The sequence below is a fragment of the Tistrella mobilis genome (assembly GCF_039634785.1).
Classification (GTDB): Bacteria; Pseudomonadota; Alphaproteobacteria; order Tistrellales; family Tistrellaceae; genus Tistrella; species Tistrella mobilis.
Map to the genome: position 1 here is coordinate 112,407 of NZ_JBBIAB010000009.1, position 20,848 is coordinate 133,254.

General features: G+C 67.9%; 19 protein-coding genes and 1 tRNA gene. 4 read left to right on the top strand and 16 right to left on the bottom strand.

The window, feature by feature from the left end; translation table 11 throughout:
• Positions 1 to 84: 84 nt before the first annotated feature.
• A complete protein-coding gene (locus tag WI697_RS14940) occupies positions 85 to 1,179 on the bottom strand; it encodes a TRAP transporter substrate-binding protein (RefSeq protein WP_345959008.1) in 1,095 nt (364 codons plus the stop codon).
• An 81-nt stretch (positions 1,180 to 1,260) separates the two neighbouring features.
• Positions 1,261 to 2,298, bottom strand: coding sequence for a phosphotransferase family protein (locus tag WI697_RS14945; RefSeq protein ID WP_345959009.1), 1,038 nt, complete (start codon positions 2,296 to 2,298; stop codon positions 1,261 to 1,263).
• Positions 2,299 to 2,545: 247 nt separating this feature from the next.
• Here WI697_RS14945 and WI697_RS14950 point away from each other — a divergent pair, with 247 nt between their 5' ends.
• On the top strand, positions 2,546 to 3,394 hold the full coding sequence (locus WI697_RS14950) for an enoyl-CoA hydratase-related protein (RefSeq protein ID WP_345959010.1): 849 nt from the start codon (positions 2,546 to 2,548) through the stop codon (positions 3,392 to 3,394).
• Positions 3,395 to 3,514: 120 nt separating this feature from the next.
• Here WI697_RS14950 and WI697_RS14955 read toward each other — a convergent pair whose 3' ends face one another.
• The 14 genes from WI697_RS14955 to WI697_RS15020 form a co-directional block, all read right to left on the bottom strand.
• Positions 3,515 to 3,730, bottom strand: coding sequence for a hypothetical protein (locus WI697_RS14955; protein WP_041604779.1), 216 nt, complete (start codon positions 3,728 to 3,730; stop codon positions 3,515 to 3,517).
• A gap of 159 nt (positions 3,731 to 3,889) precedes the next feature.
• Positions 3,890 to 4,711 (bottom strand): ABC transporter permease subunit, encoded by an 822-nt coding sequence (locus WI697_RS14960; protein WP_062761686.1) that lies wholly within the window; start codon positions 4,709 to 4,711, stop codon positions 3,890 to 3,892.
• A gap of 15 nt (positions 4,712 to 4,726) precedes the next feature.
• Positions 4,727 to 5,665, bottom strand: coding sequence for an ABC transporter permease subunit (locus WI697_RS14965; RefSeq protein ID WP_082828227.1), 939 nt, complete (start codon positions 5,663 to 5,665; stop codon positions 4,727 to 4,729).
• Between the two features lie 67 nt (positions 5,666 to 5,732).
• Complete coding sequence (locus tag WI697_RS14970; protein WP_062761777.1) at positions 5,733 to 6,890, bottom strand: ABC transporter ATP-binding protein; 1,158 nt, start codon at positions 6,888 to 6,890, stop codon at positions 5,733 to 5,735.
• A 154-nt stretch (positions 6,891 to 7,044) separates the two neighbouring features.
• A complete protein-coding gene (locus tag WI697_RS14975) occupies positions 7,045 to 8,184 on the bottom strand; it encodes a polyamine ABC transporter substrate-binding protein (protein WP_345959011.1) in 1,140 nt (379 codons plus the stop codon).
• A 244-nt stretch (positions 8,185 to 8,428) separates the two neighbouring features.
• Entirely contained in the window at positions 8,429 to 9,769 is a 1,341-nt protein-coding gene (locus WI697_RS14980; RefSeq protein WP_062761684.1) for a glutamine synthetase family protein, read from the bottom strand.
• A gap of 365 nt (positions 9,770 to 10,134) precedes the next feature.
• Positions 10,135 to 10,211: transfer RNA gene (locus tag WI697_RS14985), tRNA-Arg, on the bottom strand.
• 134 nt (positions 10,212 to 10,345) lie between these two features.
• A complete protein-coding gene (locus WI697_RS14990) occupies positions 10,346 to 11,374 on the bottom strand; it encodes an ABC transporter ATP-binding protein (protein ID WP_062761683.1) in 1,029 nt (342 codons plus the stop codon).
• Entirely contained in the window at positions 11,371 to 12,408 is a 1,038-nt protein-coding gene (locus tag WI697_RS14995; protein WP_296717201.1) for an ABC transporter ATP-binding protein, read from the bottom strand. Before WI697_RS14995 ends, WI697_RS14990 begins: the two co-directional genes overlap by 4 nt.
• Positions 12,409 to 12,479: 71 nt before the next feature.
• Positions 12,480 to 13,358: an ABC transporter permease gene (locus WI697_RS15000; RefSeq protein WP_296717204.1), complete on the bottom strand. Its 879-nt coding sequence runs from the start codon at positions 13,356 to 13,358 to the stop codon at positions 12,480 to 12,482.
• Between the two features lie 16 nt (positions 13,359 to 13,374).
• Positions 13,375 to 14,331 carry an ABC transporter permease gene (locus tag WI697_RS15005; RefSeq protein ID WP_062761680.1) on the bottom strand — a complete coding sequence of 319 codons (957 nt, stop codon included), beginning with the start codon at positions 14,329 to 14,331 and terminating at the stop codon, positions 13,375 to 13,377.
• Positions 14,332 to 14,443: 112 nt separating this feature from the next.
• Positions 14,444 to 15,934 (bottom strand): ABC transporter substrate-binding protein, encoded by a 1,491-nt coding sequence (locus WI697_RS15010; protein ID WP_345959012.1) that lies wholly within the window; start codon positions 15,932 to 15,934, stop codon positions 14,444 to 14,446.
• A gap of 6 nt (positions 15,935 to 15,940) precedes the next feature.
• A complete protein-coding gene (locus WI697_RS15015) occupies positions 15,941 to 17,080 on the bottom strand; it encodes a P1 family peptidase (protein WP_296717210.1) in 1,140 nt (379 codons plus the stop codon).
• Positions 17,081 to 17,318: 238 nt separating this feature from the next.
• On the bottom strand, positions 17,319 to 18,299 hold the full coding sequence (locus WI697_RS15020) for an NAD(P)-dependent oxidoreductase (RefSeq protein WP_345959013.1): 981 nt from the start codon (positions 18,297 to 18,299) through the stop codon (positions 17,319 to 17,321).
• Positions 18,300 to 18,454: 155 nt separating this feature from the next.
• On the opposite strand from WI697_RS15020, the gene WI697_RS15025 reads away from it, so the two are divergent.
• The 3 genes from WI697_RS15025 to proC all read left to right on the top strand — a co-directional run bounded on the left by WI697_RS15025 (position 18,455) and on the right by proC (position 20,848).
• Positions 18,455 to 19,069: a pyridoxamine 5'-phosphate oxidase family protein gene (locus tag WI697_RS15025; RefSeq protein WP_062761677.1), complete on the top strand. Its 615-nt coding sequence runs from the start codon at positions 18,455 to 18,457 to the stop codon at positions 19,067 to 19,069.
• A 429-nt stretch (positions 19,070 to 19,498) separates the two neighbouring features.
• Positions 19,499 to 19,999 (top strand): type III secretion system chaperone family protein, encoded by a 501-nt coding sequence (locus WI697_RS15030; protein WP_345959014.1) that lies wholly within the window; start codon positions 19,499 to 19,501, stop codon positions 19,997 to 19,999.
• Positions 20,000 to 20,005: 6 nt separating this feature from the next.
• Positions 20,006 to 20,848, top strand: coding sequence for a pyrroline-5-carboxylate reductase (gene proC, locus WI697_RS15035; protein ID WP_345959015.1), 843 nt, complete (start codon positions 20,006 to 20,008; stop codon positions 20,846 to 20,848).

Consider the following 20,848-nt stretch of genomic DNA (forward strand, 5'->3'; position numbering starts at 1 on the left):
GAGACCTTCAGGCCCGCCGGTGTCGCCGGCGGGAGAGGGGAGGGGGAGGGCCGGACCCGCTAACGGGCCCGGCCGGCCAGCGGATCAGGCCCCCTTTTCGAGATAGGCCGCCACACCTTCAGGCAGCTTGCCGCCCTGGTCCTGAACCAGCTTCGCCCAGAGGCGGGCGGTGGCGAGGCCCGGATGGCCGGCGGCCTCGGTCTGCTCCACCCAGCGCCGCCAGGTGGCGGTCGATGCGGTTTCGATCGCGGCCTTGAGATCGGGGGCGATGGTCGAGAGATCGGCGAAGGTCGAGCCCTTGGCGGCGGCCGCCTCGCGCACTTCGGTGTCCTGCGCCTCGATCAGCTCGGCATTGCGCAGCGCGATCTCGCGTGCAGTCTCGGCCCAGAGCTTCTGCTCGTCGGCGGAAAGCCTGGTCCAGCCGGTGTCCGAGATGGCGAGATAGCTGCCCCAATGGCCGACGGCGACGCCGGTGACGGTATAGGTCAGCACATCCTGCAGCGAATAGGACCGCCAGTCGCCGATCGACAGGATCGTGCCTTCGACCGTGCCGCGCGACAGCGCTTCATAGGATGCCGAAGAGGGCATGGTGACGGGCGTGGCGCCAAGCTCGCTCAGGAAGATGGTGTGCAGGGCGGAGCCGGCGCGGAGCGGCATGCCCTTCAGGTCGGCGGCCGATTTGGGCGTCTTGTTGGCGAAGCTGATCGCATAGGCCGCCGTGGTCCCGACCGGCCAGGCATGGATGCCCTTGGCGGCGATTTCGTAGTCGTAGAAGGTCTTGCCGTCGACCAGTTCGGTCTTGCTGTCCATCAGCGCCAGAAAGGCCTTGGTCTGGGTGACGGAGCTGGTGCCGACCGTCGGCAGCTGGGTGACGTCGGAGAGCGGGAAGGCGCCCTCGTGATAGGGGGCGAGCAGGGGGGCGGCCACGTCGATCGCACCACCCTGCAGTGCGTCGAGTTCACGGCCGACCGAGGTGAGTTCGCCGGCATAGAAGCGGGTGAAGGAGATATCGCCGTGGCTGCGCTCTTCGATCGCGTCGGCAAAGAGATCCATGTGCTTGCCGACCCAGAAATGCACCTGGGGCAGCGACGATGCCATGATCAGATCGGCGCCGGCCTGGGCACCGGTGGCGGCGACGGAGAGACAGCCGGCGAGGGCGGTCACGGCGAAGCGGTTCATGGGCAGTCCTCCCTTGGCGTCCGGATCGTCAGGCGTCCGGATCTTCATCTGTCGGGTCGCCGGATGGCGGCGATGCGGCTGTCAGGCGGTGGCCTCTTCGATGAGGGCCACACCCCGGGCAGCCAGGGCCGGCGCCAGCCGGCCGACTTCGGCGGCGTCATCGGATGCCGCATTGCCCTGGCGGGCGCGGGCGGCGATGCCTTCGAAGATCACCGCATTGCGGAACAGGGCGAGCACCAGATGGAAGCGGGTGAGCGGGCCGGCCTGGCCCGAGGCTTGGAAATAGGCCCGGCAGAAGGCGTCCATCTCGGGCAGGCCCAGCGCTGCGCGGTCGAGCCCGGCGAGGCCCCGGCCATATTCGTCCGGCCGCATCATCCAGGTGTAGATGCAGCTGTGGGCGAGATCGGCGAGCGGGTGGCCCAGGGTCGACAGCTCCCAGTCGAGCACCGCCACGATGCGGGGCTCGGTCGGGTGGAACATCACATTGCCCAGGCGGAAATCGCCATGGACCAGGGTGGTGTGGTCATCCTCGGGCAGGTTGCGGGGCAGCCAGTCGATCAGCCGCTCCATCGCCGGATCGGCGGCGGTGGCCGAGAGCTGCCATTGCTTTGTCCAGCGCGCGATCTGGCGGGCGGCGAAACCGCCGCTGCGGCCGTAATCGCCAAGCCCGACCGCGGCGACATCGACCGCGTGGATGGCCGCGAGCATGCGGGCGAGGGCCTCGAAATAGGCCGCGCGGTCGCCGATCGGGATGTCGGGCAGGGCGTTGTCGTGCAGCACGCGGCCGTCCACCCGCTCCATCACATAGAACTGGGTGCCGATGACCGCCGGATCGTCGCAGAAATGGACCATGCGCGGCACCGCGACACCGGTATCGGCCAGCGCCGCCTGCACCCGGTATTCCCGATCGACCGCATGGGCCGACGGCAGCAACGTGCCTGCCGGCCGCTTGCGCAGCACCAGACGCCGGCTGCCGGTGTCGAGGAAATAGGTCGGGTTGGACTGGCCGCCGCCAAGGCGGGTGAGGCTGACGGCGGGGCCGGCGCCGTCGACCCGTGCCGCCAGATAGGTGGCCAGGGCCTGTGCGTCGATGTCGGAAGGCGGGGTGATCATGGTCATGGGGGAAACGGGTCCGGACGTCGGCCGGACATGCCGGCGCTCATGCGGGAGCGGTTCCATCGCGGGCCTTGGGGGGCCTGAGCGAGGGACCATCTGGACGGAAGGTGTCGGAAGCGGCGTTGCGCCTGACCGGCGCGACATCCTCGTTGAACTATAGCTAGGAGGAGGGATATCCTTCTGTCAATCGGATTGTCCGACAAACAGACGAATCGAGGCCGCACAGAATCCGGCCCGAAGGAGGAAGCCCATGGTCTTCGAGGACATCGCCTATGCGGTGGACGGCCCGGTCGCGACGATCAGCTTCGCGCGTCCGGAGGTGATGAACGCGGCGCGGAACGAGACCCATCTGGAGCTGCAGGCCGCGCTGGATGCAGCCGATCGGGACGATGCCGTGCGTGCGGTGATCGTGACCGGTACCGGCCGGGCCTTCTGCGCCGGCACCGACATCTCGGACGGCTTTCGCCTGCCGGCCGGCGGCGATCCGGCGACGGGGGAGGGGGTGCCTGCGGATGTGGGCGGCGTGACCGTGCTGCGGCTGTTCCGGATGCGCAAGCCGGTGATCGCGGCGATCAACGGGGCCGCGGCGGGCTTCGGAGCCACGTTCACCCTGGCCATGGACATCCGGCTGGCGGCGGAAACGGCGAAGTTTGCTTTCCCCTTCACCCGGCGGGGCATTTGTGCCGAGAGCTGTTCCAGCTGGTTTCTGCCCCGGCTGGTGGGCATGCAGACCGCCCAGGACTGGATGCTGACCGGGCGAACCTTCCCGGCCTCTGAAGCCCTGGCGCGCGGGCTGGTCCATGAGCTTCTGGCCGCGGAAAACCTGTTGCCGCGGGCACGGGCGCTGGCGCTGGACATCGCGGAGAACTGCGCCCCGGTCTCGGTGGCGCTGAACCGCCAGCTGCTGTGGCGGATGATGGGGGCGGATCATCCTGAGATCGCGCACGCGCTGGAGAGCCGGGCGGTCGCGGCCCGGATGGCGAGCGACGATGTGCGCGAGGGCGTCGACAGCTTCAAGGAGCGCCGGGCGCCGCGCTTCGGCGACGGGCTGGCCGATGCGCCCTACATGACCGCCTGGTGGCCCGATCTCAAGGCGTAAGGCTGCGGCGCCACTGAAACTGAAGAACTGAAGGCCTGAACTGAAAGCCTGAAACTGAAAAGGGGGCCGCCCCTTCCCGGGCAGCCCCCTTTTGCCTACCGAGCGTCGCTGAAGCGACGGTCAGACCTCGCTGGTGCGCCGGCGCCGCGTCCAGGACGAGGCAGTGGCTCCCAGGGTGGCGGGACCGAGCAGCCGGTTCACCGGCCGCATGTTGCGCGATCCCATGGCGTTGCCCCGCAGACGGCTCTCGACCGACTCGGACCGGGGAAGCGGCTGCGCCATCAGCGCGCGGCCTTCGAACCCGCCGGGCAGGGCAAACAGATGTGCAAGACGCACGAGACACCTTTTGGTGGTTGACGATGACAGGAAGATAGCGCACAAACGCCCACTTGTGCAGAGGGGGGCGGCAAGATTCCGCCGGCCCCCCGCGCGCGGCTGCCCTGCGCGCCCCACAGCCCTCGATCGTCGTCTTCGCCCGTCCTGGTTCTGTGCCGCCTAGTTCTGTGCCGATTGGGCAAGGCTGCCCGACTTGCGCATCATCCGCGCCGCCAGGACCACCGCGATCGTCACCAGCACCACCAGAATGGTGGCAAGAGCATTGATCTTGGGGCTGACGCCCAGACGCACGCTTGAGAAGATGACCATCGGCAGGGTGCTGGAGGCAGGGCCCGAGACGAAGCTTGCGATCACCAGATCGTCGAGCGACAGGGTGAAGGACAAAAGCCAGCCCGCCACCAGCGCCGGGGCGATGATCGGCAGGGTGATCACGAAGAACACCTTGGCCGGATGGGCGCCCAGATCCAGCGCCGCCTCTTCCAGGCTGATGTCGAAGCTCGCCAGCCGCGACTGGACGATGACCGCGACATAGGCGGTGGAGAAGGTGACATGGGCGATGATGATGGTCATCACCCCGCGGCCGGCCGGCCAGCCGATCATCTGTTCAAGCGTCACGAACAGCAGCAGCAGCGACAGGCCGGTGATGACCTCGGGCATCACCAGCGGCGCGCTGATCATGCCCGAGAACAGGGTCCGGCCCCGGAACCGGCCGAAGCGCACCAGCGCCACGGCGGCCATCGTCCCCAGGATCAGGGCCAGCGTGGCCGAGATCGCGGCGATCCGGAAGCTGACCCAGGCCGCGTTCAGGATGGCATCGTCCCGCAGCAGCTCGCCATACCATTTGGGCGAGAACCCGGCCCAGACGGTGACCAGGCGCGACTCGTTGAAGGAATAGACGATCAGCAGCAGGATCGGCACATAGAGAAACAGGAAGCCGACCAGCAGCGAGGTGAGGCGGAACCAGGGAAAACGGGTGGCCATGATCTGTCGCTCCCCTTACCCGCGCCCGGCGCCGCGCGCCTGCACGTTCTGGAAGATCATGATCGGCACCACCAGCAGCAGCAGCATGGCGATGGCGACCGCGGATGCCACCGGCCAGTCGCGGTTCTGGAAGAATTCGTTCCACAGCACCCGGCCGATCATCACCGTGTCCGGCCCGCCCAGCAGGTCGGGGATGACGAACTCGCCCATTGCCGGGATGAAGACCAGCATGGCGCCGGCGATCACGCCCGGCATGGAAAGCGGCAGGGTGATGGCGAAAAACGCCTTCACCGGCCGGCATCCCAGATCCGCCGCCGCTTCCAGAAGGCTGAGATCCATCTTTTCGAGCGTGGCATAAAGCGGCAGCACCATGAAGGGCAGGTAGCTGTAGACGATGCCGATCACCACCGCGAAGTTGTTGTTGATCAGCGGCAGCGGCTCGCTGATCACGCCCGCCCACATCAGGGCATTGTTGATGAGGCCGTTGCTCTGCAGCAGCCCGATCCAGGCATAGACCCGGATCAGGAACGAGGTCCAGAACGGCAGCACGATCAGCAGCAGCAGCAGCGGCCGGATCTTCTGGTCGCTGCGGGCGATCGCATAGGCCAGCGGATAGCCGAGCAGCAGCGAGACGATGGTCGAGACCGCCGCCAGTTCCGCACTGTTCAGATAGGCGTGGATATAGAGCGGATCGTCGAGCAGATAGGCGTAGTTGCCGAGATTGACCGTGATGGTCAGCGCCAGATCGTCGACCCATTCCAGCAGCGGCGTGTAGGGCGGCTGGCCGATGATCGCCTCGGCGAAGCTGATCTTCAGGATGATGACGAAGGGCAGCAGAAAGAAGGCGAGCAGCCAGACATAGGGCATCGCCACCACGATGCCCCTGCCGGGCATCGGCAGGCGCAGGCGACGGCCGGCATCGGGCGTTGCTGCGGGCGTTTCGAGATCGGCCATCCGGTCGGTCCCTTCGGCTCGGGAAGAAGCAAGGAGACGGGCGGTGCGCCCCGGGCAGGGGCGGCCGTCAGGCCATCAGCACCACGGCATTGCCGGGATGCCACGAGATGTAGACCTCGTCATCCCACGAGATCTCGGGCTCGGCCAGGCGCAGCATGTTGTGGGTGGTGGCCAGCACCATCTTCCCGCTCGCCAGGCGCACGTGATAGGTCGACACATCGCCCAGATAGACGATGTCCTGCACCACGCCCTTATACACATTGGGCGTGTCGGTGGGGGCCGTCAGGCTGAGCCGGACCTTCTCGGGGCGGATGGCCACCCAGAGCGTCTGGTTCTCGGTCGCAGACACCCCGTGTGCGACCTGAATCCGGCCGCCGGTCTCCTCGCTGTCGATCAGCGCGCCGTCGGAATGTTCTTCGGCGACGTAGCCTTCGAACATCGTCACCGAGCCGATGAAGTCGGCGACGAAACGGCTGGTCGGGTACTCGTAGATCTCGTTGGGGGTGCCGATCTGGTCGATCCGGCCCGAGCGCATCACGCCGATCCGGCTCGACATCGTCATCGCTTCTTCCTGGTCGTGGGTGACCATGACGAAGGTGACGCCGACCGATTCCTGAATATTGACCAGCTCCAGCTGGGTGCGTTCCCTGAGCTTCTTGTCGAGCGCGCCCAGAGGCTCGTCGAGCAGCAGCAGCTTCGGCCGCTTGACCAGGCTGCGCGCCAGGGCCACGCGCTGGCGCTGGCCGCCCGACAGCTGGTCGGGCTTGCGGCGCATGAAGTCCTGCATCTGGACCAGCGTCAGGACGTCGGCCACCCGCTCGCGGATCTCCGCCTTGGGCAGCCCTTCCTGCTTCAGCCCGAACGCCACGTTCTGCTCCACGGTCATATGGGGGAACAGGGCGTAGGACTGGAACATCATGTTCACCGGCCGCTGATAGGGCGGCACCTGGGCGACGTCGACGCCGTCGATCAGGATCTGTCCCGCGGTCGGGGTTTCGAAGCCGGCCAGCATGCGCAGCAGCGTGGTCTTGCCGCAGCCGGAGCCGCCGAGCAGCGAGAAGAACTCGCCGCGATAGATGTCGAGCGACAGGTCGTCGACCGCGACGAAATCGCCGAAGCGTTTGGTGACGCCGACGATCCGCACATAGGGCACGGCATCGTCATCCGCCCAGGGCTGGGACGGGGCCGGCCGGGCGGGGCGCGTGGCCCGCTCGCGCTGTTCCATGGTCATCGGGAACATTCCCTCCGCAGGCTGCGGGATCTGCCCGACCCGGACCGACATCCCCATGTCCGGACCGGGCCGTCACTGCCGGAACGCGAACGGGGCGACCGCCTCGACCCTGTCGGACAAGACGACCGCCCCGATCGATCATGAAAGCTCAGCCTTCGCTGCCGCTGCGGATCCGGGTCCAGGCGCGGGTGCGGGCCCGCTCGTATTTCAGGTCGTGCGGGGTCACCACCCACAGCCGGTTCATCGTCTCTTCCGAGGGATAGATGCCGGGGTCGTTGCGCACGTCTTCCGAGACCAGCGGGGTCGCCTTGGCATTGGCGTTGGCATAGGCGACATAGTCCGAAATCGCCGCCGTCACCTTGGGCTCGAGGATGTAGTTGATGAAGGTGTGGGCGTTCTCGGGGTGCGGCGCATCGGCCGGGATCGCCAGCATGTCGAACCAGAGCTGGGCGCCCTCGGTCGGGATCACATAGACGATCTCGTTGCCGTTATCGGCTTCCTGGGCGCGGTCACGCGCCTGAAGGATGTCGCCCGAATAGCCCATGGCCACGCAGACCTCGCCATTGGCCAGGTCGTTGATGTACTGGCTGTTGTGGAACTTGCGGATATGAGGCCGGATCTTCATGTAGGCCTCGGCCACCTTGTCCACATCCTCGACCTTATGTCCGTCGGGATCGAGGCCAAGATAGTTGAGCATGGCCGGGAAGGTCTCGTCCGGGCTGTCCATCACCGAGACGCCGCAGTCGGCCAGCTTCGAGACCACTTCCGGGTCGAAGATCAGCCGCCAGCTGTCGAGCGGGGCGTTCTCGCCCAGCCGTTCCTTGACCATCTTGACGTTGTAGCCGATGCCGGTCGTGCCCCACATATAGGGCACCAGATACTCGTTGCCCGGATCGTATTTGGCCACCCGCGCCATCAGCTTCGGGTCGAGATTGCCGAAATTCGGAATCTTCGACTTGTCGAGCTTCTGATAGATGCCCGATTTCAGCTGGCGCGCCGCATAGGGCGCGAGCGTCGGACCGACGACGTCGTAACCGGAACGGCCGGCGAGCAGCTTCGACTCCAGCACGTCCTGGGTGTCATAGACGTCGTAATTGACCTTGATGCCGCTCTGCTGCTCGAAATTCGGGACCGTATCCTCGGCCACGTAGTCCGACCAGTTATAGACGTTCAGGACCTTCTCCTCGGCGGCCTGGGCGCTGCCCAGGGCGAGAAGCGCGATACCGGCGGCAAGGCCGGTTACGGCCGCAGAGCCGGTGGTCGGGCGACGGGTGCGTCGGTTGGTCATCGGGCGGCGCCTCATCCTTATCATGCGCGGGCGTCTGTCCGCGCTCGGTTCCGCAACGGCAGACCGCGGGCAGTCGTGACCGACCGCCGCCGCCTGCACTTCGGGGCGAGCCGGAGCACGGCGGGACACCACGCTCCGACCGGCATTTTTCGACAAGGCGCCCGCCGCGGTCAACCGCGGCCGGGGGAAGAGGGACGCCGCTCGTCACGTTTTCCGAAAAAATTCGTCTTGCAATGACGAACGATCAGACGTTGAGCAGCAGACACTCCCGTTCCCACGAGGAGATCACGCTGGAATAGGCGTCGTATTCGGCCTCCTTGACCGCGATCAGCACCTTCACGAAGCGTTCGCCCAGAAGCTCGACCAGCGGATCGCAATCGGCCAGCTGCGACAGCGCATCGGGCAGGTGGCGGGGCAGGCCATGGGCACGGACATAGGCCGATCCGCGCAGCGGTTCGGTGGGCGTCAGCCCCTCCATCATGCCCAGATAGCCGCAGGCCAGGCTGGCGGCGATGGCGAGATAGGGATTGGCGTCCGCGCCCGGCACCCGGTTTTCGATCCGCCGCGCATCGGGCTCGGAATGCGGCACGCGCAGGCCGCAGGTCCGGTTCTCATAGCCCCAGTCGACATTGATCGGCGCATCGGAATGGCGGATCAGCCGACGGTAGCTGTTCACATTGGGCGCGATCAGCGGCATCACGGCCGGCAGGTATTTCTGCAGGCCGGCAATGAAGCCGTAGAGCAGTTCCGAACTGGCCCCGCCTTCACCGACGAACAGGTTCCGGCCGGTTTCGACATCGGTCAGCGACTGATGGATGTGCATGGCACTGCCCGGCTCGCGCTGCATGGGCTTGGCCATGAAGGTCGCATAGACCTTGTGCCGGATCGCCGCCTCGCGGACCGTGCGCTTGAACAGGAAGGTCTGGTCGGCCAGATCCAGCGGATTGCCGTGGTTGAAGTTGATCTCCATCTGTGCGGCACCCGCCTCGTGGGTCAGGGTGTCGATGTCGATCTCCTGCGCTTCGCAGAAGTCGTACATCTCTTCGAACAGCGGATCGAACTCGTTGACGGCATCGATGCCGAAGGCCTGGCGCCCGGTCTCGGGCCGGCCGCTGCGGCCGACCGGCGGCTCCAGCGGATAGTCGGGATCGTGGTTGATCTTGACCAGGAAGAATTCCAGCTCCGGCGCCACCACCGGGGCCCAGCCCTTGTCGGCGAAGCGCTGAAGCACCCGGCGCAGCACGTAGCGTGGGGCGATGTCGCAGGGGCGGCCGTCGAGATAATAGCAGTCGCACAGCACCTGGGCGGTGGCGTCGACATACCAGGGAACCTTGCGGATGGAATTCTCGTCGGGCTTCATCCAGACATCGGGCATCGCCTCGTCGGTGATGTCCTCGTCGGGGTATTCCCCGGTGACCGTCTGGGTGAAGACCGGTTCCGGCAGCCGGAGCCCGTGGCTCGTCAGGCTGCGGACGAATTTGTCGGCGGGCAGGATCTTGCCGCGGGCCACCCCGCTCAGATCCGGCACCAGGCATTCGATTTCGGTGATCGCGTTGGCTTTGAGCCAGTCCGCAAGGCTGTCCATGAACCACCCGAAGCTGAGAGAACCCCGCATCCGGTGCCATGCGCCCGGCGCCGCCCGCCTCCCCACGAAGGCGCCGTCATCCGGCCGCATGCCGTGCTCCCGCCGAAGGGCAGCCGGATCGGGCCGGCCGTCGGGGAGGACGTGGATGCGAGGGGCCTGTCCGCCGGGTGCGGTGGGCGCGTAAGGGGGGCCGGGCGGCCGGAAAAACCTGAAGAAGAACTGGACCGGGCGTCCGGACGGTGGGCCTGGCGGACCGACACGTTACCCATCAAGGATAAGCCGGCCGCGATCGGGCTGGCAAGGGGCCCGCAAAGCCGGTGCCCCAAAAGAAACAGGGGACCAGCCTGCTCGGCTGGTCCCCTGAATGGCGCACCGGGGAAGATTCGAACTCCCGACCCCCAGATTCGTAGTCTGATGCTCTATCCAACTGAGCTACCGGTGCGTATCCGTCCTCATCTTCGGTGGTGTTCGGAGCGTCGTCCGGGCCACCTCGTCGGGACGGGCGGAACTTAAGGCGGGGCGGCGGGGAATGCAAGCGAAATGTGGCGATTTCTTGAACCCCCCGCCATGCCGGCGTCAGACGTGATGACAGGCGGCCAGGCGCCCCCCGGCAACGGGCTTCAGCTCCGGGCGTTCCGTGCCGCAGCGGGCCGTGGCGCGGGCGCAGCGGGGCATGAAGGCGCAGGCCGGCTTCGACTGGCCGGCCGCCTGGGGCTGCAGAGCGGGGCCCTGATCGGCCGTCTGGCGGGCACGTCGCCTGCGGCTGCGGGCGGGATCGGGCACCGGCACCGCCCCCAGCAGCATCTGCGTGTAGGGGTGGGCCGGCGCGCGGAAGATCTCGGCGGTCGCACCGGTCTCGACGATCCGGCCCAGATACATCACCGCGACCCGGTCGGTGACATGGCCGACCACGCCCAGATCGTGGCTGATGAACAGATAGCCCATGCCGACGGCCGCCTGCAGGTCCATCATCAGGTTCAGCACCTGCGACTGTACCGAGACGTCGAGCGCCGAGACCGCCTCGTCGGCCACGATCAGCTTCGGCCGGGTGATCAGGGCCCGGGCGATGGCGATGCGCTGGCGCTGGCCGCCCGAGAACTCGTGCGGGTAGCGGTCGGCATCGGTCGGGCGCAGACCCACCTGGGCCAGGGCCTCGGCAACCCGGCCGGCGCGCTCGCCCCGGGTGCCGACATGCAGCCCCTCCATCGGCTCGGCGATGATCCGCTCCACCTTGTGGCGCGGATCCAGCGAGCCGTAGGGATCCTGGAATACCATCTGCAGGTCGCGGCGCCGCTTCAGCAGGTCGCGGCCTTTCAGCGCGAACAGGTCGTCGCCGTCGAACCAGACCTTGCCGGCGCTCGGGGCTTCCAACGCCACCACGGTGCGGGCCAGGGTCGACTTGCCGCAGCCCGACTCACCCACGATGCCGACGCTTTCGCCCGGCGCCATCTCGAGATCGACACCGTCCAGCGCCCGCAGCACCGGCGGTGCCTGGGTCAGCCGCTCGCGCGGCAGGCGGTATTCGCGCACCAGCCCCTGAATGCGCAGCAGGGGCGTCCGGGCGGCATCGGCTGCGGGCCGGGAGGCAGTCTCGGCAGCGATCATGCGGCGAACTCCGGAATATGCTCACCCTTGGCCACCGGGTGGACGCAGGCGACGCCGTGATCGGGGGCAAGCGGCACCCAGGGGATGTCGCCGGCACAGGCGGCATCCGACCGCGGGCAGCGGCCGGCGAAGGCGCAGCCGGGCGGCAGGCGCCGCGGATCGGGCACCGTGCCGGGAATGGTCGCCAGCCGCGGCCGGGTATGGGCCGGACCGTCGCCATCGGCCGCATGTTCCAGCCCGTGGGCATGGGGAATGGCGGCGAACAGGCCGTGGGTATAGGGATGGCCCATCTGCGCGAAGAGCGGCTCGGTCGGCGCGGCCTCGACGATCGATCCCGCATACATCACTGCGGTCTTGTCGACCGTCTCGGCGATGACGCCCAGGTCATGGGTGATCAGCACCAGCCCCATGCGCATCTCTTCGACCAGCTCCACCACCAGATCCAGAATCTGGGCCTGGATGGTGACGTCGAGCGCGGTGGTCGGCTCGTCGGCGATCAGCAGCTTGGGCTCGCAGGCAAGCGCTGCCGCGATCATGACGCGCTGGCGCTGCCCGCCCGAAAGCTGGTGAGGATAGAGGTCGAGCGGGAAGCGCTTCGCATTCAGCCCCACCCGTTCCAGCAGCCGCCGGGCGCGGCCGTCGGCTTCGGCCCGGCCGATGCCCAGATGCAGGCGCATGCCCTCCGAGACCTGCTGGCCGATGGTCTTGACCGGGTTGAGCGCGGTCATCGGCTCCTGGAAGATCATGGCCATGTTGCGGCCGCGGCGCTTGCAGAGTTCGGGCTCGGACAGCCGGGTCAGCTCTTCGCCGGCCAGCCGGATCGATCCTTCGACCATCGCCTTGTCGGGCAGCAGGCCCATGATGGCGAGCGCGGTCATGGATTTGCCGGAGCCGCTTTCGCCCACCAGGCCCAGCATCTGGCCGGCGGCGACGTCGAAACTGACGCCGCGCAGGATCGGCGCCGGGCCGTCGGGCGTGGGCAGCGTCACCCGGAGATCTGCGATCGAGAGCAGAGGCTCGTCGGTTGCGGTCATGGGGCTGGCGGTCCTTCAGGCACGGGCAGGGTTGGAGGGATGGGCGGGGGTGGCGAACCGGAAGCCTGACATCAGCGGGCCCGCCGGAGTTTGGGGTCGAGCACGTCGCGCAGGCCGTCGCCCAGCAGGTTCAGGCCAAGCACGGTGAAGACGATGGCGAGCCCCGGGATGATCGCCAGCTGCGGCGCCATGTAGATGAAGGTCTGCGCCTCGTTCAGCATCCGGCCCCAGCTGGGGGTGGGCGGCTGGGTGCCGAGGCCCAGATAGCTGAGGCCAGCTTCCGCCAGGATCGCGAGGGCGAACTGGATGGTCGCCTGCACGATGATGATCGACAGGATGTTGGGCAGCACATGATGCAGCGTGATCCGCACCGGTCCCTTGCCGGCGAGCCGCGCGGCCATGACGTATTCGCGCGACCAGACGGCGAGGGCGGCACCACGGGTGATGCGGGCGAAGACCGGCACGTTGAAGATGCCGATCGCCAGGATCGAATTCACCGCGCCGGGGCCGAGCAGGGCGGTGATCATCACCGCCGAAAGCAGGGCCGGGAAGGCGAAGGCGAAGTCGCTGAAGCGCATCACCAGCTCTTCGATCCAGCCGCGCCGGGCGGCGGCGAGGCAGCCGAGCGCGGTGCCGATGGTCAGGCCGATGCCGACCGCGACCACGCCGACCAGGATCGAGTTCTGCGCCCCGGTCATGATCATCGACAGGATGTCGCGGCCGAACTGGTCGGTGCCGAAGAGATTGGCCGCCGACGGCGCCTGCAGACGGGCGCGGACATTCATCTTGGTCGGATCGAGCGGCGTCCAGAACAGCGAGGTCGCCGCGATACCGAGGAAGAGCAGGGTGATCACGCCGCCCACGACGAAGTTCCGGCTGGCGAGGGCCCGGCGGAAGATCTCGGCGGCGGCCGAGGGGCGGCGGATGGTGACGGTGGTGGTCTGGCTCATGGGATCCTCCACCGGCTCAGAGCATGTCGCCGCCGCGCCGGAGACGCGGGTCGAGGGCGGCATAGGACAGGTCGACCAGGAAGTTCACGAACACCACCACGGCGGCGATGACCACCACCAGGCTCTTGACCGTGATCAGGTCGCGCTGGGCGATCGCCTGGAAGATCAGCCGGCCAACGCCCGGCAGGGCGAAGACGTTCTCGATGATGATCGTGCCGGCGAGCAGCGACGAAATCTGCAGGCCGAGAATGGTGACCACGGGGATGAGCGCATTGGGCACGGCATGGCGCCAGAGCGCCGCGCGCCGGTCCAGCCCCTTGGCGCGGGCGGTGCGCACATAATCCTCGCGCAGCACTTCCAGCACCGACGACCGGGTGATGCGCGCAAGGATGGCGGCCTGGGGCAGGGCGAGGGCGATGGCGGGCAGCAGCAGCGCGCCCAGTGCCGGGCCGATACCGGCATCCCAGCCGGGGAACCCGCCGGCGGGCGTCCAGCCCAGATTGACCGCGAACAGGATGATCAGCAGCAGGGCGAACCAGAAGTTCGGCACGGCCACGCCGATCTGCGAAAAGCCCATCACGCCCACATCGCCCAGCTTGTTGTGGTTGCGGGCGGCAAACACGCCGAGCGGGATGGCGATCAGGGTGGAGAGCGTGATCGCGAACAGGGCGAGCGGCACGGTGATCGCGACGCGATCGGCCAGCAGCTCGGTCACCGGCACGCTATAGGTATAGGAGCGGCCGAAATCGCCCACGATCATGCCGCCCAGCCAGCCGAAGAAGCGGTCGGTGAGCGGCTGGTCCAGCCCGAGCTGTGCGCGCAGCGCCGCCACCGTGTCGGGCTCGGCATTCAGGCCGAGCATGACCGAGGCCGGATCGCCCGGCAGGATTTCGAGCACGACGAACACGACCGTTGCAGCGACCAGCAGGGTCAGCATCAGTGTGATCAGCCGTCGGAACAGGAACAGGGCCATGGAGCCGGCGCGTCCTCGGGTGGAAGTGTCGGTCTGGAAGTGATGGTGCCGTCGGGCAGGCGGTGCGGGTCGCCCTGCGGCCGGATCAGTCCGGCCGCAGGGCGGGGACCGGTCACTCGGTCCAGTGCACCTTGGTCAGGTCGTTGACCTGGAAGGGACGGTTGGTCCACAGGCCTTCGACCTTGGCGTTCCACACGCCGTACTGCGGCAGCTCGAACAGGAAGGCGTTGACCGCATCCTCTGCCAGCATCCGCTGCGCATCGCCATAGAGCTTGATGCGCTCATCCTGGTCGGTGGTCGTGTCGAGCTTTGCCATCAGCTCGTTGAACGCGGGGTTCTTGTAGTTGAAGTAGTAGTTGTCGCGGGCATAGATCCCGATGTCCATCGGCTCGGTATGGGAGACGATGGTCATCCCGTAAGCCTTGTTCTTGAACACCTGGTCCAGCCACTGCGCCCATTCCAGCGGCACGATTTCGGCCTTGATGCCGACCTCGGCAAGCATGGCCGCAATGATCTCACCGCCGCGGCGGGCATAGGGCGGGGGCGGCAGCATCAGCGCGGTCTTGAAGCCGTCCGGATAGCCGGCTTCGGCAAGCAGCGCCTTGGCCTTCGCCGGATCGTAGGGATAGCGGTCGGTCAGGTCGACATAGCCCGGCGCACTGGGCGAGAAGTGGCTGCCGATCGGCGTGCCGTAGCCGAACTGGCCGTCGATCACCGCCTGGCGGTCGATGGCATGAGACACCGCACGACGCACCCGGATGTCGTTGAACGGCTTCACGCCGTTGTTCATCGCCAGGATGGTCTCGCCTTCGGTGGTGCCGATCGCGACCTTGAAGCGCGGGTCGGCCTCCAGCTGGGGCAGGTTCTCGGGCGCCGGGAAGTTCGAGAAGGCATCGAGGTCACCCGCCAGGATCGCCTGCAGCGCGGCGGCCGGATCGGCGATGAACTTGATGGTGGCTTCCTTCAGCGCGACCTTGTCGCCCCAGTAGTCGTCATTGCGGACCAGTTCGACCCGGTCGCCCTTGACCCACTGCTTGAACTTGAACGGGCCGGTGCCGACCGGCCGGGTCTTCTCGGCTTCGCCGGCACTCTCGGGTGCCACGATCGCGGCATCGCCCCAGGTCAGGTTGAACAGCATCTGGCCGGCCGGCTTCGACAGCTTGAGCACGACCGTCGAGGCATCCGGCGCCTCGATCGCGGTGATCGGCGCGAACAGGCTCTTCTGCGCGTTGACGCTGTTCGGCGCCATCGCCCGCTCGAAGCTGAACTTCACGTCGGCCGAATCGAAGGTCGTGCCGTCGTGGAATTTGACGCCCTGGCGCAGCTTGAAGGTATAGGTCAGGCCGTCATCCGAGATGGTCCAGCTTTCGGCCAGCAGCGGCTGGATGTGCCCGCCCTCGTCCAGACGGACCAGACCCTCGAAGACGTTGATGAAGACGACCTCGTCGATCGCCGCCGCGGCACCCGCGGTCGGGTCGAGATGCGGCGGTTCCAGCACCGCACCGATCGAGAAGGTGTCTTTCGCGGCGAAGGCCGCGGCCGGCCCGAAGGCGACCGCCGTGCCAAGAAGCGCCGCGGCGAGCCACGGCTTGATGGTGCCCATGTTTTTTCAGCCTCCCTGCGCGGCCCGATTGAGCCGATGCCCGTGAACGGACCGATAGCCGGGATACCGTCCCAGCGTCTCGGCCGCATAGACGCCGCGGGTCAGGGCACGGGCGACGCAGTCGGCCGCGTGCATGCCGAGCCGCGCGACGTCCACCACCGGATTTGCAAGCGGTCGCTTGCCGGTGGCGAGGACGAAGATCGTATCACCGTCGAACGGCGTGTGCATCGGGCGCACCGCGCGGGCATAGCCGTCCTGGGCCATGATCGCGATGCGCTCCGCCTCTCCGCGGGTCAGATCCGCATCGATGGCGACGATGCCGATCGTGGTGTTGCCGCCGGCCGCTGCCGCGGCGGGGTCGCCGCCGTCCAGATCCGCCGGCATCTTCGTCGCCCCGGCCGCCCTCTCCCCGGCAGCCGTGGTGTCCAGCACCTCTCCTGGCACGCCTGGGCGCCCCGGGGTGAAGGTGAAGTCGTGGGTGGAAGGCTTCGCCAGCTGATGCAGCGGCTGCCCGCCGAACTCGTCGTCAATCTCGTGGGGCCAGGCCCAGAAGCAGGGCGTGCCCGGGATGACGGGCGTGCCGAACGCATTGCAGGCGACCAGCGCCCCCACCGTGTGGCCTTCGGCCGTCACGATCGATGCGGTACCGAGGCCGCCCTTGTAGGCGCCCGCCTTGGCGCCGTAACCGGCACCGGCATTGCCCTCGGCGACGGTCGTGCCAAGCGCGTCCATCGCCTGGCCGGCCAGCGCCCGATAGGGCGGCTCGGCGCCCCAGTTCTTGTCGCCGCCATTGACCAGATCGAACAGGATGGCCGACGGCACGATCGGGATGATCGCCTCGCCGATCTGCACACCCCGGCCCTGGGCCGCCAGCCGCGACATCACCGCCGAGGCGGCATCCAGCCCGTAGGCCGACCCGCCCGACAGGACGACCGCATGCACCTTCTGCACCATCGATGCCGAATTGAGGGCATCGGTTTCGCGGGTGCCGGGGCCGCCGCCGCGCACATCCACCGCCGCCAGCATCGGCTCGTCCGGCACGATCACGGTGACGCCGCTCCACAGCCGGTCGTCATGCGCCTGTCCGACCTTGATGCCGGGGACGTCGGTGATCGCGTTCAGCGGACCGGGGCGGAACTGGGTCATGTTTCGGGAAGCGCTCCTGAAAATCGAGAGGGCGGAACGGTTTCGGGACCAACGGCGACGGCAAGTCCCGACATGTGAAGGCCGCCTGTCGGCAGGCTTCGTCCGATTGTTTCCCCCCTTCATCAAGTCGGGAAGCCTAGCGATACATTTTTTCCCGGTCAACTCTTTGGAAAGATTTGATCTTGTTTCTTCTCGTGGATGTTTCGTTTCTGATATTGTCTTGAGGATTTCTGGTGGCCTATCGTGCCGCGACATCATCGTCAGAGGCGCGGAACGTATCGGTGAGCAGCAGGTGCAGCGCACTGTGATCGAGCTCGCCGCGGCCCTGTTCGACCAGCCGGGCGAAGGCATCGCGGACCAGGGTCGATGCCGGCATGGCCAGACCATTGGCATCGCCCAGCCGGGTGGCCTGCACCATGTCCTTCAGATGGATGCGGCACTTGCCGCCCGGGACCAGATTGCCCGCGACCATGCGTTCGCCGTGCTGACGCAGAATGGTGCCGTCGGCGAAGCCGCCGATCATCGCCTCGCGCACCCGGGCCGGATCGACGCCGGCCGCCTCGGCCAGCGCCAGGGCTTCGGCCACGGCCTGGATCACCACGCCGACCACCACCTGGTTTGCCGCCTTGGCGACCTGGCCTGCGCCGGGTCCGCCGATCCGGGTGATGCGGCTGCCCAGCACCTGCAGCACCGGCAGGGCCGCGTCGAAGGCCGCGTCTTCCCCGCCGGCCATGATCGAAAGCGTCGCCGCCTCGGCGCCGCGGGTGCCGCCGGAAACCGGGGCATCGATCAGGCTGGCGCCGCAGCCCTCGGTCAGGCGGCGGCCGATATCGGGCGTCGCCAGCGGGTCGGTGGTGCCCATGTCGATCACCACCCGCGGTGCGGGATGGGCCGCCGTGATGCCGTCGGCGCCGAACAGCACGGCTTCGACCGCCGTGGTGTCGGTGACGCAGATGATGGCGATGTCGGCGCCGGCGGCCGCCTCGGCCGGGCTTGCGGCGGCGCGGGCACCGGTCGCCGCCGAGACCTCTTCCGCTGCGGCCGGGCTGCGGTTCCAGACGGTCAGCTCCGCCCCGGCACGGGCAAGGTTGACCGCCATCGGCCGGCCCATCAGCCCCAGGCCCAGCATGGCGATCCGCCGGCCGTCGAGGCGGGGACGGTCGGCCGTGCCCTCGGCCGCGGGCGAGGGCGGGGCGAAGCGATCGGTGGCGCTGGTCATCTGTGGGCTCCGGCAGGGTGGGGGCAGGACAAGGGGCGGTACATGTCGCGGGGCGACGGATCACCGCATGATGGTATAAGCTCGGCCCCGGGCTCAACGACGGCTTCATCCGCTGGTCCGGATGGCGGCCGTCCCTGACAGAAACCGAGGATGCGATGACCGGGCATGTCGTGACCACCGAAGCCGAACTCGATGCACTTTACGGCACCCCGGTGGAGGCGTCGCTGATCAAGGAAGTCTCAGGGTTGACCGCGCCCTATCGCGCCTTCGTCGAGGCGGCCCCGTTCTTCGCCCTCGCCACCGTCGCGGCCGAGGGGCTCGACTGCTCGCCGCGCGGCGACCCGGCCGGCTTCGTGCGGGTGCTGGACGACCGGACGCTGGCCATCCCGGACCGGCGCGGCAACAACCGGATCGACAGCCTGCGCAACATCGTCCGCGACCCCCGTGTCGCCCTGATGTTCCTGATCCCCGGCAAGGGCGAGGCGCTGCGGATCAATGGCCGGGCCCGCATCTCGACCGATCCGGCACTGTGCGAGAGTTTTACGGTCGACGGGCATCTGCCCCGCACCGTGATCCTGGTGGCCATCGACACGGTCTATTTCCAGTGCGCGCGGGCGCTGATCAGGTCCGGGTTGTGGACCCCCGAAACATGGCCGGTCACCGAGACCCTGCCCACCGCCGGGCAGATGCTGAAGGCGGCCCGTCAGGATTTCGACGCCGCCGGCTATGATGCCGAGGCCGTCACTCGCCTGCCGCGCACCCTCTATTGATCCGGCCGGGGCAGACGGGCAGGGGACGGGATCGATTTTTCCGGCAGATTTTTCGCGTCCCTCAGCCGATGCCCCGTCATCGGCCAGGGTATTGAGCCCACGGGATTTTCCGGTCACGGCGGGTGCATTGCGGAAAGACGTTGCATCCGCCCCGCCATTATGGCTAAACAACGGGCCTTGCGGCTGACCGGGGCTTCGTGCACGCTGCCGACGTAGTCGGTTTGCGCCGTCTGCGCCACAAGATGTGGTAGCCGCCTCGAACCCGACGGCAGGCCGCCGCACCGCTGGAGTGACGATGAACTCGTGCTCCTGCGGAGGTCCGGCAGGTCGTTGTGTTCTCGCCCCCACCTTCGCGCCAGCGGCGGTGTCCCTCGAGACCGCCGCCGGGATCCGCGGCCCGCAGCCGCCCGCCCAAGGAGGCGATCGAGCATGTCTTTCATCATCGCGGAAGCCGAAGACGTCGTGGCCAATCCTCTCGATCTCGTTGAACAGATCGTCATCGCCAACGAATGGCCGTTCGACCGCCAGACCGAAGACGAGATGGCCGTCGAGATTACCGGCAAGTTCTGCGACTTCCGCCTCTGGTTCGCCTGGCGCCCGGAAACTGCCGCCCTGCATCTGTCCTGTGCACTGGACATGAAGGTGCCGGCCGGCCGCCGCGCGAACATCTACCCGCTGCTGGCGCAGCTGAACGAGCGCCTGTGGCTGGGCCATTTCGATCTCTGGACCGAGGAATCGGTGCCGCTGCTCCGCCACACCCTGCTGGTCCGCGGCGGTCCGCTGACCCCTGAGCATGTGGAAGAGGTGGTGGACATCGCGGTCTCGGAATGCGAGCGCGCCTATCCCGCCTTCCAGTTCGTGATCTGGGGCGGCAAGACGGCCGACGAGGCCATCACCGCCGCCATGTTCGAAACCGTCGGCGAGGCCTGATTCCCGATGACCAGCGCATCCGAAGCCGGGACGGCCGGTCAGCTTCTCGTGATCGGCGCCGGCCGGATGGGCGGGGCGATGATCGAGGGCTGGATCGCCCGTGGCCGCGATCCGCACAGCATCACCGTGATCGACCCCTCTGCCGACGGCCGGGCCCGGCTGCAGGCCCGCGGCGTGCGCGCCGCCGCCGATGCCGATGCAGTGGCCATGCCCGATGGCGGTTTCGACGTGCTGGTGGTGGCGGTGAAGCCGCAGAGCTTCGAGGCGGCCCTGCCGCCCGCGGCCCCTCTGGTCGGGGCTGAGACCCTGGTGGTCTCGGTCGCCGCCGGCAAGACGGTGCAGACCCTGCGCGACCTGCTCGGCCATCCGCGGAAGGTGATCCGGGCGATGCCGAACACCCCTGCGGCAATTGGTCGCGGCATCACCGGCTGCTATGCGGTCCCCGAGACCGAGGGCGGTGATCGCGCCCTGGCCGAGGCACTGCTCTCGGCCGTGGGCGAGGTGGTCTGGATCGAGGATGAAGGGCTGATCGATGCGGTGACCGCCGTTTCGGGTAGCGGACCGGCCTATGTCTTCCACATGATCGAGGCGATGACCCTGGCCGGCGAAGAGGTGGGGCTGCCCCACGAAACCGCGCGCCGGCTGGCGCGGGCGACCGTGATCGGCGCCGCAGCGCTGGCCGATGCCTCGCCCGAGACCGAGACCGCATTGCGGGAAGCCGTCACCAGCCCGGCCGGCACCACCGCCGCGGCCCTGTCGGTGCTGATGGACCGGCAGGCGGGGCTGCCGCCGCTGATGGCGCGCGCGGTCACTGCCGCACGCGACCGCGGCCGGGAGCTGGCAGGCTGA

What these genes read in the sequence shown, in the direction of transcription:
- WI697_RS14940 (WP_345959008.1), bottom strand. Translation starts at nt 1,179, where the DNA reads ATGAACCGCTTCGCCGTGACCGCCCTCGCCGGCTGTCTCTCCGTCGCC.
- WI697_RS14945 (WP_345959009.1), bottom strand. Translation starts at nt 2,298, where the DNA reads ATGACCATGATCACCCCGCCTTCCGACATCGACGCACAGGCCCTGGCC.
- WI697_RS14950 (WP_345959010.1), top strand. Translation starts at nt 2,546, where the DNA reads ATGGTCTTCGAGGACATCGCCTATGCGGTGGACGGCCCGGTCGCGACG.
- WI697_RS14960 (WP_062761686.1), bottom strand. Translation starts at nt 4,711, where the DNA reads ATGGCCACCCGTTTTCCCTGGTTCCGCCTCACCTCGCTGCTGGTCGGC.
- WI697_RS14965 (WP_082828227.1), bottom strand. Translation starts at nt 5,665, where the DNA reads ATGGCCGATCTCGAAACGCCCGCAGCAACGCCCGATGCCGGCCGTCGC.
- WI697_RS14970 (WP_062761777.1), bottom strand. Translation starts at nt 6,890, where the DNA reads ATGGAACAGCGCGAGCGGGCCACGCGCCCCGCCCGGCCGGCCCCGTCC.
- WI697_RS14975 (WP_345959011.1), bottom strand. Translation starts at nt 8,184, where the DNA reads ATGACCAACCGACGCACCCGTCGCCCGACCACCGGCTCTGCGGCCGTA.
- WI697_RS14980 (WP_062761684.1), bottom strand. Translation starts at nt 9,769, where the DNA reads ATGGACAGCCTTGCGGACTGGCTCAAAGCCAACGCGATCACCGAAATC.
- WI697_RS14990 (WP_062761683.1), bottom strand. Translation starts at nt 11,374, where the DNA reads ATGATCGCTGCCGAGACTGCCTCCCGGCCCGCAGCCGATGCCGCCCGG.
- WI697_RS14995 (WP_296717201.1), bottom strand. Translation starts at nt 12,408, where the DNA reads ATGACCGCAACCGACGAGCCTCTGCTCTCGATCGCAGATCTCCGGGTG.
- WI697_RS15000 (WP_296717204.1), bottom strand. Translation starts at nt 13,358, where the DNA reads ATGAGCCAGACCACCACCGTCACCATCCGCCGCCCCTCGGCCGCCGCC.
- WI697_RS15005 (WP_062761680.1), bottom strand. Translation starts at nt 14,331, where the DNA reads ATGGCCCTGTTCCTGTTCCGACGGCTGATCACACTGATGCTGACCCTG.
- WI697_RS15010 (WP_345959012.1), bottom strand. Translation starts at nt 15,934, where the DNA reads ATGGGCACCATCAAGCCGTGGCTCGCCGCGGCGCTTCTTGGCACGGCG.
- WI697_RS15015 (WP_296717210.1), bottom strand. Translation starts at nt 17,080, where the DNA reads ATGACCCAGTTCCGCCCCGGTCCGCTGAACGCGATCACCGACGTCCCC.
- WI697_RS15020 (WP_345959013.1), bottom strand. Translation starts at nt 18,299, where the DNA reads ATGACCAGCGCCACCGATCGCTTCGCCCCGCCCTCGCCCGCGGCCGAG.
- WI697_RS15025 (WP_062761677.1), top strand. Translation starts at nt 18,455, where the DNA reads ATGACCGGGCATGTCGTGACCACCGAAGCCGAACTCGATGCACTTTAC.
- WI697_RS15030 (WP_345959014.1), top strand. Translation starts at nt 19,499, where the DNA reads ATGTCTTTCATCATCGCGGAAGCCGAAGACGTCGTGGCCAATCCTCTC.
- proC (WP_345959015.1), top strand. Translation starts at nt 20,006, where the DNA reads ATGACCAGCGCATCCGAAGCCGGGACGGCCGGTCAGCTTCTCGTGATC.